Below are 16,926 nucleotides of genomic sequence, written 5' to 3' on the forward strand. Positions count from 1 at the left end.
GGCCTATGTTCGCTATCGACCCCAACAGCGGTCAGCGGTGAATGTGCCTGTACTGCCCCGGACATTTAGGTTGTTAATAGTCAAGGTGGTGCACTCAGTGTCACCTGCCAGCGGACCACCGCTTGCCGACGCTCTGATCAAAAAAGCGTTTAAATCATTATTCAACACAATCTCTAGCGAGAAGTAATCATTTTCTGTGGTCGTCGGCAACCCCAGGTCCGCCAGTGAACTGGCATATTGGCGGTTATCAACAAAATACTGCTCTTGTTTATTCGCCGCATCCAGCAAGGTTGCCGCCGCCTCCGCTCTGGCTGCGCGTCTGACATATTCCGAATAGCTGGGATAAGCAATACTCGCCAATATCCCCAGAATAGCAATGGTGATCATCATCTCAATCAGGGTAAAGCCCTGCTCTGTGCGCTTAGTTCTTTTCATCATGCTCTTCTTTTTTGTAAATGTACAACAGCCGTGTTTGCATCTTAATTTCGACCGCGTTATTTCCGGTCGGACCACCCACAGTGTTATCCGGCTTGCGGTATGGCTCAGCGGCGTCTGGCTCAACCGGCTCTATCGTGTCTCCAATTGGGTCGCCACCATCAACCACAACGATTGGACTGATCAATTGGGCTTTAATCGTGGTACTGCCATCTTCGTTAGTATGCTCACTGAAGTGGACTCTGGGCGTGTCCGGCACTTCGGCGGTGGTCTGGTAACTGCGCTGATCTAACATCTGCATGCCGTAATTGAGGTGCAAAACATACAACCGCCCTTTACCTGCGGTGATCGAACATTCGTTCACTTCGACACTGGCCGGGGTAAAGGTGGTGTAATAGGCCACACCCGCAAGAACAGTCGCGGCAGACATAGACTTCTCGCCATTGCCCAGTTTCAACTTCCAGCCCTTGGCCGCCCCCAGCTCGGCTTCTTTTTCCACAAACCTGTCGAAATCATCAAGGCGGGAATAAAACGGATCATTTGTTACATTCAGTAAATCCGAGGACCGAATAACATCCGGTGTCGTCTCACGGTCAAATGATTGGGTTTTAGTGTTTTCATCCCTGATCATGTAGAGAAAGTCTTGTACAGAGGTTGATGTAGGCTTAGCCCGGTTACCACTGCCAATCAGCAAACCATCATAGGGGATGTCCCGACGAATGGTTACCGTCTGACCATTTACCGTTTTGGTTGAGACCTTAGAGAAGTAGGTGCGAGCAACCACCGGACGATAGAAAAAGCGCCGTTTATTGTTATCGGTTCCACCACTGAGGTTTGCCAGCTGAAAGTGCGTCCAGGGGGTCTCACTGTCATTGGGTTTTGTGCCGGGTAAGTCAAACCGCCATACTCCGCCCCCGGTATCCGTGGCATAAATACGGTCCGTATAACCGTCGTAATCAGAGTCAATCGTGCTGACGTCAGCAGCGATACTGTGTTTACCCTTAAAGCCGTTGTCAGCGGTCAAACTCCAAAATGGTTTACCAGTTTCTATATCAACAATATAAATCCCGCGACCTTTGTTGTCCTCGCTAAACAAGGCATTGTCTTTATTGGTGTCATATCCGCCTCCAAAGATAACCATCGGCGTGTCTGGCTTTGCCTTAATAAAGGTGATTAGTGGTTTTGACCAGGTTTGCGCTAACTCCTCATATGGTGCCACGCCTCCTTTTATCGGCCCGCCCCAGAGTAATCTGGGGTTATCTGGTGAGGTTATATCAAAGCCATAATATTCATTGCCGCCACGGCGCAAGCCCACAATGAGCCACACTCGCTCGCCACTATCAACTATGCCATTATCATCTTTGTCCCAGAAGTAAACGGTTATCGGCCCATCAACTCCATAGAGTTTAGTGTCGTCCTGACGATCCATTTGCGGCTTAAGGATATCTAACAATGAACCTGGTACGAACGCCCAGCTTTCGGTGACCGTATCACCATTATCTTTGAACATATGTAAGAAGCCCGCGTTGGTACCAACAACGACTCGCTGATCACCATTACCATAGTCAATGGTCACAGGCCTGGAGTGCAGCGGATCGCCAAAAATGGTGCTGCGCCTATCCTGAGTTGAGTTGTTATTGTTCTCATCATTGACATCAATACCCCGGGACCAGTTAATCACGTTGGGCAGTACGCCAGCATTGTCAACGGAAAACAAAGTGCTAAGTTTGCTCAGGTCACCGCCCGCCGCAATTAGCGCGGTCGCATAGTCAAACGACATTAAGGTGCCCTTACCATAATCTGAGTAGATCTTACGCGTGGTTTGTCTGGACAGTTGATAATTTACGCCACCGACACCCACTTTAGAGCCATCTTTGGAGCCTGGCTGAGACCAGTAGGTCGTGACATTATCAGCGATGGTCCCTTCTTCGTTAATGGCATGACTTTCGTTCCCCATACCGTGGATCACCGACCCTTTTACCTTAAGCTTCTTAAGGTTGCCGCGCCAGCGGGTATGGGTTTCAGGGTAAAACATGGTGTAGTAGATTGAATCCCCACTACGGCTCAGGTCTGAGCTGCTGGTTGATACCGAAGGCGACGAAAAGCTGTCGCTTTTTTCACGGATATTAGTAATTGTGGCTTTCAGAGCCTCCGACAGCTCTGAAGCCGTATTGGCGTGCTTGTATTCCCCACCGCCATCTAGCGCGGTTTGCTCCAGCAAAGCTTTACCTGCATTCGACATTCCGGTACCAAACCCTATGGTATAGGTGCGGGCGAAATCATGTTCCTGCGGCGTTGCAGGGTAAAGGTCCACCTGAGTTTCCGGTGTGCCTCTCATCACTTTGGCCAGTGAGTTCAGGTAATTATTCGACACTCTGCTTGGCGTTGTGCCAAAGGTAGACACATATTTATTGTAGATATCCGTATTGCGCGCCGAGTCACTAGTCGGGTCGCCGTCGGTCATCAGGATAATATTAGTAGAGGTATCACAACGCTTAGGCGAAAGTGGGTCCGGCTTAAACGGTGAAATATAAACTCCGTTGCTTTCAATACTGCGGTCACGGTCACTCTTATCTCGACCATACAAGACGCTCTTTCCGGTCAGATAAAGGTACGCCTCCCAGAGCGTTTCAGACAGAGGCGTATTACCACTGGCCGGCAGGTTAGCAATTTTGCTTTTTAACGTCGTTTGGTCGGCTCCCAAACCATTGAGTACATAGCCGCCAGAGCTGGAATAGAGTCGCATCAAACCAATATCAAAGTCGGGATTATCATCTACCAGCGTAGTGATGGCATCCTGGGCTACTTTTAACCGGCTGTCACCACAATTTGACTCCCGATACCAGCCATTACGCACCTTGTAACAACGCTTACTCGTCTGTGATGAATCAAAGCAGTCTATGCTGCGAAACCGTCCGCTGCGATACTCATAGCAGCGCTGGCCATCTTTAACATCCCACGCCATACTGCCTGAGGTATCAAATACGACCAATACCCGCGACTTTTCTGAATTCGAAATATCGTGCTTTACAAACAGCTCAATGTCTTCGGCCTGGGTGCTGAATATCAGTAAAACGCTCAGGGTCAGTACAATTTTATGCCACATTATTGATTCTCCCGGTTACTGAGCACCTCTTGCGCAATACCTATTACCACAGTCACATCGTGCCGTGACTGGTCACCATATTGCACACTGCTTTGCACTTCAGTGATGACACAGCTGAGCCCCTCGGTAAAATTAAACACACGGGGACACTCAAGCAACAATTGACCACTATTGAGATTCGACTGCGCGCTCGTCAGGTTAAGCTCGTTATCAACGTGTATGGTGCGGCTGACCATTTCATCACTTGCGTTCAAAAACTGGCCATTGAGCGAGTTAAATACACTATTGCCACGTTGGGCTTTTTCCCGTGTTATCAACCGCTGTACTTCACCCATTAGTAAGGCTTCGGCCGCTTCACGCTCCTGCGCTGCATTCGTCACTTTGATATCTATGGTACTGCTGCTCATCAGGGTCACCGCAACGCTCATCACGGCCACAATAAGCACCATAGAAACAATCAACACCATACCCTGCTGTTTATGTGCCATTACCATGTTGAGATCCCCATGTTATAAAGCTGAATGGTCGTCGAAAATACCGTACGCCGATAGTTGTCATTGAAGGTTAAGGTACGCTTGTCCGGGTCATTACCAAGCGTGTATGTCTGGCTTTTTAGCTCCAGGCCCGCATCGGGCTCCAATACCCGAACCAGTGCAATGATCTGGACTGTTAGAATACCACCCGAGCGTTCCCAGTCTCCGGCTGTCATATTCTGTGTACTGCGGTAAGTATCCACCCGGCTGTCACCATTGGTATCCAGACCAAACAAGTAGCGAATGTCCTCAACCCCCTCTATGACGGCTTCTGCGTTCATACCACCGCCCACCGTCAACCTTCTGCGCATTAAAATAGGTGTTGTGACAGTCTGACTGTTAATGCGAATAGGCTGCTCTTCGATGTAATACACGTGATGGCTATATGGCCAGGTTGTCGCATTATTGGTCGGTGGTGCAACGTAATTACTCCCCGCTACAAACGTGCCCTGTTCTTGCTGCGCGATAAAATAGTAACGGCTCTGTTGTGGGTTGTTGCCCTGAATGAGCTGCTGACCTTCAAGAAACTTGAGCTGTAAGACCTCAGTATTATTTTTAGCTCCTGCAATGCAGCCCAGTGCTTCTCCATTTGTTTGCGTTGCAAAAATAGAGCGGAAATTAGTCTGATCCGTATTTGGAAAACTGCCATTATTAAGGCCATCAGAGCAATCATTGACTGGATTAGCCGGGCTGGTTGAGTTGTTCGTAGTCAACCCTTGATCATAAAACGTCCCCCAAAAGCCAACCTGCTCAAGATCGCGTCGCAGCAAAGTTAGCGTCAAACGACCAACCTCCTGTAATTCGCCAATGGCCATCGTATCGCGGGTCGTCACTTTCATACTGACATAAGCCGTCACCACCCCACCGAGCAGGAGTGCCCCGATAAACATCGAGATCAGTAGCTCAACCAGCGTGAAACCTGAGCGTCTCATCTTAATCCCTCACCAGAATATAGCTGTTGATACTAACCACGCGCCGAAAGTCATTGTTTTCGCCACAATCTATCGCCTTATTGGCAGCATTCATTGCAAATGCCTGTCGGCCAGCCCAGGCCACACTCACGGTGACGTCAAACCCCCGTCCATCTGAGCCCGCCACTGGCGCTGTGGTGATACACACTGTGGTATCATCAAGTGAACCGGTATTTTCACGGGCCTGAATGGCCATGATCCATTGCTCCAGATCCATCGCAGCAATTTGGTTATTGGTACAAACGTTATTGAAGCAGCTATTGTTGCCATTCACCGTTGCGGTGCTGCTAAATACTTGTTGGTACTGGTTTTCCAAATTTAGCGTGTCGTTACTGCGGATCCGCTGCATAATGTCGCCAGCCAGTGCAACAGCAGCAGCGCGTTGCATCGAATCGAAACTGGCTTGCTTGGCTTTTGCCTGCAGTGCCACCGCACCCAGCAGGCCAAAGCTCAGCACCATAAACGCGATAAGCGATTCTAAAAGGGTAAATCCGCGATTTGCGTTAATGCACACAGTGTTTGCCATCATTTTTCAAAGTCTATTTGCTCCACTACATAATATAATGAATCACTTCTGCACGAACCTGGTCGTGGTCTCAACGGTCAATCAGCTGGGTTTAATGGTCAGAACAGCGATTTAAAGCTGGCTGCAGCACGGCGACTCACGGTAATGGGATCAGCAAACCCCTCCAGTCGTACGCGGTGACTGCCCTCGACAGATTCCAGACTCAGAACAGCTTGTTTTTTTACTAAGGTGTTTCTGTGCACCTGCACAAAGTGCCGGGGATATGCGGCCACGAGCTTTTTTAATGGGATATCGATGAGCGCTTCACCACCGGTAAAATAGATGTGGGTATAACGCTCGTCGCTTCTGGCAACCAGGATATCAGACACGGCCACCCAGCGCGTATCATGGCCAACCTGGTATTGCAGTCGCTGCATTTGTTCACCATAGATATGTTCCAGTAGCGCAACCAGACGTTCTTTATCTATCGGTTTAACCAGGTAACCCTCCGCCAGCAGATCAAACGCCCGCAAAGCATGCTCGGCAAACGCGGTCACAAAGACGATTTTACACTCTGGCATTTGCTCTCTGAGCTGACCGGCGACCTCGAGCCCATCGATGCCCGGCATGGCAATATCCAGAAACACCAGATCCGGTGAGTGAAGCGCGCACAATTGTAACGCTTCAGTGCCATCAGCGGCTTCTGCCACACACGTGAAATGATCAAACTCCGACATCAAGCGCCGTAACCGCCTTCTGGCGATTGGCTCATCATCCAAAATCAGATAATTCATAAGCTCCGGTGTCAGGTAAAAGGATGGTAGCTACGAATTTATCACTATCTCGCTCAATCCTCAAACTAGCCCGGCGCTGATAGTACAGAGACAGTCGTTTATCGATATTTTTAGTGGCAATACCATTGCCACTGGAATGATGTACTGAATGAGGCAATGGGTTAGTCACACGCAGTATAATCACCTCATCCACTTGCTCAATCTGGATGTGAATGGTGCCGCCTTGAACGCGCTTTTCTATGCCGTGTAATACCGCATTCTCGACCAAAGGCTGGAGGGTTAAGGTCGGAATGGGCACGCTCAGTAAAGCGTCTTCAATCTGCCATTGAACCTGTAGTCTTTGCTCAAAGCGAAAGCGCTCCAGGCTCAGGTAATCTTTTGTTAAGGCCACTTCATCGGCAATGGTGTGCCATTTCTTTTCGGCCAGTGACACTCGCATCAGACGTGCTAGTAATAATGCGGCCTGCTCTGCGTCTGCGGCATTTTCATGGGTCAGTTCTGCCAGCGTATTAAGGGTATTATGCAAAAAATGCGGTCGGATCCGTGCCTGGAGGGCGTCAATTTCTGCGCGTGACGCCAGTGCCAGTGCATTGACATTGTCGATATAGATAGACATAAAATACAGTAAGATCACCACCACAAAGCAGCAAATAGCACTGTGGCTAAACACTGGCCCCCAGTCAATTGGCACATGCGAAGACAAAGGCGTGAACTGGATCCCTATGCTCAAGCCAATACACACACTGATGAACACCACAAATACGATGCTCAGCTCAAGCACACCATTTTGCTGCGGTTTAGATACTTTGAAAACACTGATCAATGCAATGAGTGCCAAAGACAATAAGGCGTTGCTGTGGGTAAATAAACTGACCAGGCCCAGCGTCAGCCAGAAGTCATCATAGTCGGCGAGCGTGTAAATAAAAGAAAGGGATTGCGAGGCGATCAGCATGGCCAATACGCCTCGTTCAGACACCATGGCTTTTAACAGTCCCAGGCCAATTGCCTCTGACTTATCCATGGTCAGGGAAGCTTACCTGAGCTCGACAGGCACGGCGAAGACCACGTTCTCTTCCTGTCCAGGGTTTTCGACCACGGTTTCACCGCCCAGCGCTTTCAATCGGGCAATCACTTGCTGAACCAGCACCTCGGGAGCTGACGCACCGGCTGTCACACCGACTTTGCCAACGCCCTCAAACCAGCTCGCTTCGAGGCACTTATCATCATCGATCAAAAATGCTCGCGTGCCCATTTTATCGGCAAGTTCGCGCAGTCGATTTGAGTTAGAGCTGTTCTTTGCCCCAACCACAAGCAACAAGTCAACCTTGTTAGCCAAATCTCTGACCGCATCCTGACGATTTTGCGTGGCGTAGCAGATGTCGTCTTTACGCGGACCATGGATCTGGGGAAACTTAGCCCGCAGTGCCTCAATGACATCTGAGGTGTCGTCCACAGATAGCGTGGTCTGGCTGCAATAGAACAAATTGCTGGGATCTTTTACTTCAAGCGCTGTCACATCTTCGGGTGTCTCGACCAGATAAATCCCACCAGCAGGGTTATCATACTGGCCCATCGTGCCCTCCACTTCCGGGTGTCCGTGGTGGCCGATCAGCACACACTCTGTCCCTTTTCGGCTGGCGCGGGTGACTTCCATATGAACTTTGGTCACCAAAGGACAGGTCGCATCAAACACTTTCAGTTCACGGCGCTTAGCCTCCTGACGTACTTGCTGAGATACGCCGTGCGCACTGAAGATCACGATACTTTCGTCAGGCACCTGGTCCAGCTCTTCAACAAACACCGCACCGCGTGCGCGTAGGCCGTCAACCACATATTTATTGTGCACCACTTCGTGACGCACATAGATGGGTTTTTCGAAGATATCCAGCGCACGCTCAACAATGCTGATAGCGCGATCAACGCCGGCACAAAATCCACGCGGGTTGGCGAGTAAGATCTCCATTAGTTTTTCACCTCTAAAATATCGACTTCAAAGGTCACTTTCTGCCCCGCTAGTGGATGGTTAAAGTCAACGGTGACGGAATCGCCGGCCACTTCACGCACCAGACCTGGCAGCTCGGTACCATCAGGCTGAGTAAAGGCAATAATACTGCCTACCTCGGCCGGGGTATCGGCGCCAAACTTACTGCGATCAACATAATAAATGTTGTCCGGATTTGGCATGCCAAAGGCATCTTGTGGTTCAAGTTCAAATGATTTGCTGTCACCGGCTTGAAGCCCAAGCAGGCATTTTTCGAAGTTCTCAGTCAGGCTGCCATCACCCATAAAAAGTTTGGCTGGCTTGTCATGTACTTTCGTTGAGTCTGCTGCAGAGCCATCAGCCAGTTTTATCGAAAAGTGAAATAAAACTTCGGATTGTGGGCCTATTACCTGCTCACTCATGCCTTTTTCTCCTGCGTATCCGCATTGTCACCAAAAATGGCGTCAAATAACAATAAACCTGCACCACCAACAATGGCCATATCGGCGACATTAAATGCCGGGTAATGCCAGTCCTGATAGTAAAAATGCAAAAAGTCTACAACATAACCCAGCGTCAGGCGGTCATACAGATTACCTAAAGCACCAGACAGGACCAGCGCATAAGCACTACACAACAGCCAGTTTTTGGCTGGCAACTTTTTTAGCCAGTAAACCAGCAGACTACTGATGGCCACCGCAATCGCACTTAAAAACCAGCGTTGCCAGCCACCCGCTTCACTTAAAAAGCTAAACGCAGCACCATAGTTATGCATATAAGTAAAATTAAAAAATGGCAGTAACTCGATAGACTCATAGAGTCGCATATTTGCGACTACCAGTGCTTTGGTGCCGAAGTCTACTGCAAACAGCAGCAGACTCAGCCACAACCACACCAGACCACTACGCTCGGTCGATTTGGTCATGCAATACTCCTAGATTAAGCGAACTGACGCTGTTCACCAGCGCCGTCAACATTGGTCACACAACGTCCACATAGCTCAGGGTGCGCTTCATGCTGACCAACATCTTCACAGTGGTGCCAACAACGATCACACTTAGCCGCCTGGGTTGCCTTCACAGAGATAAACAAGCCATCAATCTCAGTCGCAACCGCGTCTTCAGGGGTTGTGTTAACCACTTCAACCTGGGCTTTAGAAGTCAGCAGAACAAACCTGAGTTCGTCCTTCAGCGTCTGCAGTTTCTCTGCCAGATCACCGCCTGTGTACAGCGTTACTTCAGCCTGCAGGGTTGCACCAATGATCTCTTCTTTACGGGCATTTTCCAGTACTTTGTTGACTTCGTCACGCACTGCCAGCAGCTCTTGCCAGAAGTCGTTGCTCAGCTGGCCTTCGCTCACCTGGTTCAAACCATCATACCAGACATCGGTGAACACGAATTCACCGCGCTCACCTGGCAGTACTTCCCAGATCTCTTGCGCAGTAAAACTCATGATAGGTGCCATCCAGCGCGTCATTGCTTCTGCAATATGGTACAACGCACTTTGACAAGAACGACGCGCATGGCTGTCACTCTTAGCCGTGTACTGACGGTCCTTGATCACATCAAGGTAGAAGGAACCAAGCTCACCGGTACAGAAGTTCATCAGCTTTTGTGTCACAACCAACATTTGGTAGTTATCGTAAGCTTCCACGATCTCCTGCTGCAATTGTGCTGCACGGCTGACAATCCAGCGATCCAGTTCAATCATGTCCTCTACCGCAACCAGATCAGTCGTCGGATTAAAACCACTCAGGTTAGACAACAAGTAACGACTGGTGTTACGGATCCGGCGATAGCGATCTGCTGCACGCTTAAAGATCTGATCTGAAACCGTCATTTCTGCCGTGTAGTCGGTTGACGCAACCCACAAGCGAAGAATATCGGCACCCAGCTTATTCATGATGTCCTGAGGCGAAATGACATTGCCCAGCGACTTAGACATTTTGTGGCCTTTCTCATCCACAGTGAAACCATGGGTCAGAACCTGGCGATAAGGTGCATGGCCGTTGATGGCCACCGATGTCATCATCGACGACATAAACCAGCCGCGGTGCTGATCTGAACCTTCCAGATACAAGTCTGCCGGGCCCGTCAGCTCTTCACGTGCATCAACCACACATGCGTGTGTTACGCCCGAATCGAACCATACGTCCAGCGTATCCTGTACTTTCACGTACTGTTGTGCATCCGCTTCGTTAAGCAAAGTCGCAGGCTCCAGATCGTACCAGGCCTGAATGCCTTGTTGCTCAACCAGCTTAGCGACTTCTTCAATCAGGGTCTCAGTTTGCGGGTGCAACGCACCGGTATCTTTGTCAACAAACAAGGCAATAGGCACACCCCAGGTACGCTGACGAGAGATACACCAGTCCGGACGCCCCTCAACCATGTTTGCAATACGGTTTTCACCCCACTCAGGGATCCACTGAGTCTTGCCAATTTCTGCCATAGAATCCTGACGCAAGTTCGCCTGATCCATGCTAACAAACCATTGTGGTGTCGCGCGGAAGATAATCGGAGTTTTGTGACGCCAGCAGTGTGGGTAGCTGTGTGTCATGGCATGGTGATGGACCAGCGCGCCCTTTTCTTTTAGGTGCTCAATGATAGCTTCATTAGCTTTAAACACATGCTGACCGGCAAACACTGGCGTGTCTGGCAGGAATACACCGTTTGCGCCAACCGGGTTGGCCACTTCCAGATCATAAGCCTGACCTGCTGCGAAATCTTCCGGGCCATGGCCAGGTGCTGTGTGAACAATACCAGTACCCGAATCAGTTGTTACGTGCTCACCCAGGATGACTGGTACGTCAAAGTCATAGAAAGGATGCGCAACACGCAGGTTTTCAAGCACCGCACCTTTGGCATAGCCCAGCACGTGATAACGATTAAACCCAAACCGGTCCATCGCATCTTTAACCAGCTCAGAGCCCAGCACCATACGTTGCTGTTGGCCTTCATCTTCAATCTGTACCAGCGCGTACTCTAGTCCACCATGAACAGCCACTGCGCGGTTGGCAGGCAAGGTCCAGGGCGTCGTTGTCCAGATCACAGTGCTGACAGCACCGCTACCCTGATGTTCGTCATCCAATGCAAACGCGCTTACTAGCGCCTGTTCGTCGACAAAATCGAACTTAACATCGATCGCAGGTGATTGCTTGTCCTGATACTCTACTTCCGCTTCGGCCAATGCCGAGCCACAGTCTGTACACCAATGGACAGGCTTAGCACCTTTGTGCAGGTGGCCATTCTTGATAATGCGACCCAGCACACGCAGCGCGTTGGCTTCGAAATCAAAGTTCATGGTCAGGTAAGGGCGATCCCAATCCCCCAGTACACCGAGGCGTTTAAAATCTGTCTTTTGCCCGTCGACTTGCTTGCGTGCGTAGTCACGGCACTTTTCGCGAAACTCAGCAACAGAGACTTTTTTGCCCGGCTTGCCCACTTTCTTTTCGACCTGTAGCTCAATCGGTAATCCATGACAGTCCCAGCCCGGCACATAAGGTGCATCGAAGTCGGAAAGTGTCTTTGACTTAATAATAATATCTTTAAGGATCTTGTTTACAGAGTGACCTAAGTGGATATTACCATTGGCGTATGGAGGACCGTCGTGCAAAATAAATGGCTTCTTACCTTTTTTGGCAATTCGGATCTGACCATACAGATCTTGCTCGTACCATTTTTTAAGCATTTTGGGCTCGCGTTGTGCCAAATTGCCACGCATTGGAAACTCAGTTTCCGGTAGATTTAACGTATGCTTGTAGTCGCTCATTTACTTTACTTTCCGTATCGGCTACTTAAAATTATTGAAAAAAGTGTTTTGCAGCAATGACATCCTGGGCAATTTGCTCAGTTAATTGCTGCAATGACTCAAATTTTTGTTCATCACGGAGCTTATGTAAAAGCTCCACTTTTATAAATTGACCATAAATTTCCTGGTCAAAATCAAAGATATGTACCTCTAGTAATGCCTGCTTGCCATTCAAGGTGGGTTTAGTGCCAACATTAGCAACACCGTGATACACGGTATCATGCACTCTGACACGGACCGCAAATACGCCCTGCACGGGACTTACCTGACGTTTAAGCGCCACATTGGCCGTTTTAAACCCCAGTTCACGGCCTTTCTTCCAACCATGGATAACCCGGCCCGATATCGCATAAGTGTGGCCCAACATTTCATGAGCCAGTACCACATCGCCAGCTGCCAGCGCAGCGCGGATCAAGGTGCTACTGACCCGGCTATTGTGTTGTCGAAAACTCTGCGTATCTTTTACGTCCATGTCCAGCTCACAGCCCAACCGCTGCAACATAGCGAAATCTCCGACCCGGCCTTTGCCAAAACGAAAATCGTCGCCAACGGTCAGCGCTTTGACGCCCAACTTGGCACTGAGTACCTGGCGGACAAAGTCTTCAGCCTGAAAGTTGGCAAATCGCGCATTAAAGCTCACGCAAATCACGCGCTCTATGCCCACATCCGCCAATAGCGCGAGCTTATCCCGCAACCGGGTTAAGCGCGCCGGCGCCTGCGCTTTGGCAAAAAATTCCTGCGGCTGCGGTTCAAACAACATCACTGTACTGGGCAGATTGTGTACCCGTGCATCTTCAACCAGGCCTTTAAGTACCTCGGTGTGCCCCAGGTGTACGCCATCAAAGTTTCCTATCGTCAACACACAGCCATAGTGGTGAGGTCGGATATTGTGGATCCCTCTGATCAATTGCATACAACAAACACCTGTGATTACTAAAGCAGTTTAAAAGCCCGATTATACCCAAGTTGCCAGCAAATGCGAATAAAGCCTATGCAGCACGTACCCCTGCCGCTGAGCTGTCCCGGATCGTACTGAGCCGAACCCCTGTAAGGAACATAACAACGAAGTAAGTCAGTATCGCAGCGACCAATTGCAGGCCCAATATACCAATTTGCCCTGTGAGGTCACTGCCCCGCCAGGGAAGCAGCTGGTTCAGCCATATCAGGACACCCGACATCACCACAGTTGCGACGACGCTTTTAGCGAAGAACATCAAGGTAAAGGGTGATACCCGATACACCCCAGCCTGGTTGAGATAACGATATAACAAGGCCGCATTGCACGTTGCTGACAAAGCGGTTGCCAACGCCAACCCAAGGTACCCAATAAAAGGCGCCAGCATCAGGTTAAACAGCATATTTAAAGACATGGCAATAATGCCGATTTTAACGGGGGTTTTTGTATCCTGGCGGGCAAAAAAACCGGGGGCCAGCACTTTAATTAGCATAAAGCTAACCAGGCCGACTGAATAAGCCGTCACAGCGCCACTAACCGCGCCGATATTATCCTGCTCACTCTGCGCAAATTCGCCATGACCAAACAGTACCGAAATAATCAAGGGGCTGATGAGTATCAGGCCCGCCATCGCCGGGATCCCCAGAAACAATACAAAGCGCACGCCCCAATCCAGAGTTTGCTGAAATTCCTGAATACTATCTTTTGCGTGCAGTTTAGACAGCGCTGGCAAAATTACCGTGGCAATACCAACGCCAAACAGCCCAAGTGGAAATTCAATTAACCTGTCGGCGTAATACAACCAGGCGATTGAGCCGGTTGCCAGTGCTGCAGCAATAATGGTGTCGAGTAACAGATTAATCTGGCTAACCGACACACCAAACATGGCCGGCAGCATTAGTTTACGTACCTTGACGACCTCAGGGGACTGCCAGGCAAATCTCGGCTTAGACAACATGCCAAGCCGCGCCAAAAAGGGCAGCTGAAATAAAAACTGCACCAGGCCGCCCACAAACACGCCTATGGCCAGGGCATAAGCGCCTTGCTCAAACCGCTCATGTAGTAATAGTGCGCAACTGATAATAGAGATGTTGAGCAACACAGGAGTAAATGCCGCCACCGAAAACCGGTTATAGACATTCAATACAGCCCCGCTGAGCGCAACCAAAGAAATAAAAAATAAGTAAGGAAAGGTTAGCTTCAGTAGGGTGCTGGCCAATACAAACTTTTCGGCATTTTCTCCCCCCTGCCACCAGTCAATAAACCAGCTAGTACCAAATAGCCCGGCGATCACTGGCGAGCCAATCACACCTATCAGGGTCACCAACATTAAAATAGTGCCCAAAGTGCCCGCAGCCTGTGCAACAAACAGCCTGACCTTATCGTCGCCATGCTGCTCTTTAATTTCAGCGAGTACCGGCACAAATGCCTGAGCAAAGGCGCCTTCTGCAAAAAGACGACGCATAAAATTCGGGATACGGTTTGCAAATAAGAAGACATCCGCGGCCAGCCCGGCCCCCAGTAGATTCGCCACCACAGCATCTCTGACCAGCCCCATCACCCTGGATATCATGGTCATGGCACTCACTATCATGCCCGATTTAAACAGCCCCTTCGCCACGCATTTTCCTCACTTTTTTATTTGCGCGCAATTATGCCACAAGCCTGTACAGATAAATACTGATGTAGCAGCCTGACACAGCAGCGATTCATAGCCGCATAGACGGTGAATAATAACGCAAATGGGCCTCAATGCCTGTTGATGCAAAGGATTGCCACAAACACTCTAGTAGACCGGTAGGGTATTTGTTACAATAGCGCCACAGTGCCAGGGGCTGTGCCACAGATAGGCGCTAACTTGGTATGAGATCTGAGAATATGATTGCATCCAATCATTTCAGACTCGCTGTCGTGCAACCCAACTAGCCGCTTATGGCTGCGAGGGGCTAGGGACAAGTGCGATATGCAAACAAATTGACCAGCCGAGGGGAATTTTTATTGACTTTAAAGAATAAAAAGGGCATATTCCTCGGCCTTTAAACTAAGCTTATTTTAAGATTGTTAGGAGCATACCTTGGCTAACATCAAGTCTGCAAAAAAACGCGCTATCACTAGCGAAAAACGTCGTCAGCACAACGCAAGCCGTCGTTCAATGATGCGTACTTACTTCAAAAAAGTAATCGCTGCAATTGAAGCTGGTGACAAAGAAGCTGCACAGCAAGCTTTCGCTGTTGCTACACCTATCCTGGACCGTTACGCAACTAAAGGTCTTATCCACAAAAACAAAGCTGCTCGTCATAAGAGCCGCCTAGCTGCTAAAATCAAAGCACTATAATTGTGGATTTGGATATGAAAAAGCCGACGTAAGTCGGTTTTTTTATGCCTGATTGTTTTTACCAGGCCAAGCGGCCCTGGCACCAATCCATACTTGGCACAGTAATACCAAATTGCGCCCTCAAATTGACCAGGTATGAATTGAAAGTGGTATAAACTTGATGTGATGTTACAGGGCGTAATGTGGGCACCACCCTGCTATCAAACCGGCCTAAGCAAGCTCCAGTTTTGGGTAAAACTTTTTCAACATTGCGGCAATTTTCTTTGGTGAAAATGGCTTAACAACGAACCCTTTCGCTCCCCGCTCAATGGCATCTTTCACATTATCCACCGTTGAATGGGCAGACACCATAACCACATTAATATCCGGGTTGATTTCGGCCAGCTCTGCTATCAGTTCTTTGCCGTCTCCATCAGGAAGCTCGATATCTAAGAACACAATATCAAAGTGCCGCTCCTCACATGCTGTAATACACTGTTTTGCCGTTGACGCTTCTTTTACGTTATCGATCCCCAAGTGCATCAGGGTCTGATGCAAGAAACTGCGAACAGTGCCTACGTCATCAACAATTAGTATAGAGATTTGTTGTTCCATATCCTTTCCCGTGGGCTAGTCAATTGAAATGCGCTATTATTAGCATAGAACTATTATAGAGTCCTGCAAACAAAAGGCTATAGCAAAGCATGGCACAAAAACCAAAAAAACAGGCATTACTCGGTCAGGTCGATGCCAGGTCAAAGAAAAAACAACCCAGACAAAAAAAACGTTTATCACCCCAGCAACAAAAGGCACTACAACAACAGCAACTCCAACAACAAGCACAGCTAGCAGCTGCGCAACAAGCACAAGCTAAGTCTGGTAAAACTCGCTGGATTGTCGCCGCAGTCATTTTGCTCCTTGTTATCCTGTTTCCCAAACCTAAGCTCATTACCTATGAAAAGATAGGTCTGGTTGCACAAAGTGTATACTGGCCTGGTCTACCCGGTGTAGACCCCGTTTTATTTGATTCAAACCTGCATATTCGTCCAGCTTTAGAGCGAAATACGCTATATCTTTGCCAGGATGAACGCGACCCAGACTCCTGCCAGAAGTATCAAATCATCAAACAACAAGGCTTTATTTCTGCGTTGATGGCACTGATTTTGGATTAAAAAAACTAATCTGAAAAATACAAAAATACTCGTTTGAAGAGACCCGAGTTGGGGCGCATAATGGCGCCCCTTTATTGAACAACCTGGAGTACTTTGACGATCATGCCGAACGAATTTGACTGGCTACTTAATTTATTACTGCTAGTGCTAGGATTTGGTGCCTTTTTTATTAACCATAAAACCTTGCTGCGTGGCGCGGCATTGGCGACCTGCAGCATCCTGTTTATTTTGTTCAGCCTCGATCTGATGAACACCTCAGTGATCTCAAACCTGGGTTTGATTCTGATTAATTCATTTTATCTGTTTAAGCTCTTTACTCACGAACAGTATAATACGCCTTAGGTACGCCTTAG

General features: G+C 49.0%; 17 protein-coding genes. 3 read left to right on the forward strand and 14 right to left on the reverse strand.

Annotated elements, in window-relative coordinates; translation table 11 throughout:
- Positions 1 to 12: 12 nt before the first annotated feature.
- The 13 genes from TW77_RS19645 to murJ all read right to left on the reverse strand — a co-directional run bounded on the left by TW77_RS19645 (position 13) and on the right by murJ (position 14,708).
- The gene (locus tag TW77_RS19645) at positions 13 to 435 is read right to left on the reverse strand and encodes a type IV pilin protein (protein ID WP_046006674.1); all 423 of its coding nucleotides are present in this window, start codon (positions 433 to 435) and stop codon (positions 13 to 15) included.
- Positions 422 to 3,541 carry a pilus assembly protein gene (locus tag TW77_RS19650; RefSeq protein WP_046006675.1) on the reverse strand — a complete coding sequence of 1,040 codons (3,120 nt, stop codon included), beginning with the start codon at positions 3,539 to 3,541 and terminating at the stop codon, positions 422 to 424. Before TW77_RS19650 ends, TW77_RS19645 begins: the two co-directional genes overlap by 14 nt.
- Positions 3,541 to 4,029: a hypothetical protein gene (locus TW77_RS19655; RefSeq protein WP_046006690.1), complete on the reverse strand. Its 489-nt coding sequence runs from the start codon at positions 4,027 to 4,029 to the stop codon at positions 3,541 to 3,543. The genes TW77_RS19650 and TW77_RS19655 overlap by 1 nt, the downstream gene beginning before the upstream one ends.
- Entirely contained in the window at positions 4,029 to 5,006 is a 978-nt protein-coding gene (locus TW77_RS19660; protein ID WP_046006676.1) for a PilW family protein, read from the reverse strand. Before TW77_RS19660 ends, TW77_RS19655 begins: the two co-directional genes overlap by 1 nt.
- 1 nt (position 5,007) lies before the next feature.
- Positions 5,008 to 5,574: a type IV pilus modification protein PilV gene (gene pilV / locus TW77_RS19665; protein WP_046006677.1), complete on the reverse strand. Its 567-nt coding sequence runs from the start codon at positions 5,572 to 5,574 to the stop codon at positions 5,008 to 5,010.
- 95 nt (positions 5,575 to 5,669) lie between these two features.
- Positions 5,670 to 6,344, reverse strand: coding sequence for a LytR/AlgR family response regulator transcription factor (locus TW77_RS19670; RefSeq protein WP_046006678.1), 675 nt, complete (start codon positions 6,342 to 6,344; stop codon positions 5,670 to 5,672).
- Complete coding sequence (locus TW77_RS19675; protein WP_046006679.1) at positions 6,322 to 7,365, reverse strand: sensor histidine kinase; 1,044 nt, start codon at positions 7,363 to 7,365, stop codon at positions 6,322 to 6,324. The genes TW77_RS19670 and TW77_RS19675 overlap by 23 nt, the downstream gene beginning before the upstream one ends.
- 12 nt (positions 7,366 to 7,377) lie before the next feature.
- Complete coding sequence (gene ispH, locus TW77_RS19680) at positions 7,378 to 8,307, reverse strand: 4-hydroxy-3-methylbut-2-enyl diphosphate reductase (RefSeq protein WP_046006680.1); 930 nt, start codon at positions 8,305 to 8,307, stop codon at positions 7,378 to 7,380.
- The gene (fkpB, locus tag TW77_RS19685; protein WP_046006681.1) at positions 8,307 to 8,747 is read right to left on the reverse strand and encodes an FKBP-type peptidyl-prolyl cis-trans isomerase; all 441 of its coding nucleotides are present in this window, start codon (positions 8,745 to 8,747) and stop codon (positions 8,307 to 8,309) included. The genes ispH and fkpB overlap by 1 nt, the downstream gene beginning before the upstream one ends.
- Complete coding sequence (lspA, locus tag TW77_RS19690) at positions 8,744 to 9,250, reverse strand: signal peptidase II (protein WP_046006682.1); 507 nt, start codon at positions 9,248 to 9,250, stop codon at positions 8,744 to 8,746. Before lspA ends, fkpB begins: the two co-directional genes overlap by 4 nt.
- A gap of 14 nt (positions 9,251 to 9,264) precedes the next feature.
- Positions 9,265 to 12,093 carry an isoleucine--tRNA ligase gene (ileS, locus tag TW77_RS19695; protein ID WP_046006683.1) on the reverse strand — a complete coding sequence of 943 codons (2,829 nt, stop codon included), beginning with the start codon at positions 12,091 to 12,093 and terminating at the stop codon, positions 9,265 to 9,267.
- 31 nt (positions 12,094 to 12,124) lie between these two features.
- A complete protein-coding gene (gene ribF, locus TW77_RS19700; RefSeq protein ID WP_046006684.1) occupies positions 12,125 to 13,045 on the reverse strand; it encodes a bifunctional riboflavin kinase/FAD synthetase in 921 nt (306 codons plus the stop codon).
- A gap of 76 nt (positions 13,046 to 13,121) precedes the next feature.
- Complete coding sequence (murJ, locus tag TW77_RS19705; protein WP_275041939.1) at positions 13,122 to 14,708, reverse strand: murein biosynthesis integral membrane protein MurJ; 1,587 nt, start codon at positions 14,706 to 14,708, stop codon at positions 13,122 to 13,124.
- A gap of 453 nt (positions 14,709 to 15,161) precedes the next feature.
- On the opposite strand from murJ, the gene rpsT reads away from it, so the two are divergent.
- Positions 15,162 to 15,422 (forward strand): 30S ribosomal protein S20, encoded by a 261-nt coding sequence (gene rpsT, locus TW77_RS19710; RefSeq protein ID WP_010382487.1) that lies wholly within the window; start codon positions 15,162 to 15,164, stop codon positions 15,420 to 15,422.
- 210 nt (positions 15,423 to 15,632) lie between these two features.
- Here rpsT and TW77_RS19715 read toward each other — a convergent pair whose 3' ends face one another.
- Positions 15,633 to 16,016: a response regulator gene (locus TW77_RS19715; RefSeq protein ID WP_046006685.1), complete on the reverse strand. Its 384-nt coding sequence runs from the start codon at positions 16,014 to 16,016 to the stop codon at positions 15,633 to 15,635.
- 89 nt (positions 16,017 to 16,105) lie between these two features.
- On the opposite strand from TW77_RS19715, the gene TW77_RS19720 reads away from it, so the two are divergent.
- Positions 16,106 to 16,573: a hypothetical protein gene (locus TW77_RS19720; RefSeq protein ID WP_046006686.1), complete on the forward strand. Its 468-nt coding sequence runs from the start codon at positions 16,106 to 16,108 to the stop codon at positions 16,571 to 16,573.
- Between the two features lie 102 nt (positions 16,574 to 16,675).
- A complete protein-coding gene (locus TW77_RS19725) occupies positions 16,676 to 16,915 on the forward strand; it encodes a hypothetical protein (protein WP_010382493.1) in 240 nt (79 codons plus the stop codon).
- Positions 16,916 to 16,926 lie beyond the last annotated feature (11 nt).

This window comes from Pseudoalteromonas rubra, assembly GCF_000967655.1.
In the GTDB taxonomy this organism is placed as follows: Bacteria; Pseudomonadota; Gammaproteobacteria; order Enterobacterales; family Alteromonadaceae; genus Pseudoalteromonas; species Pseudoalteromonas rubra_A.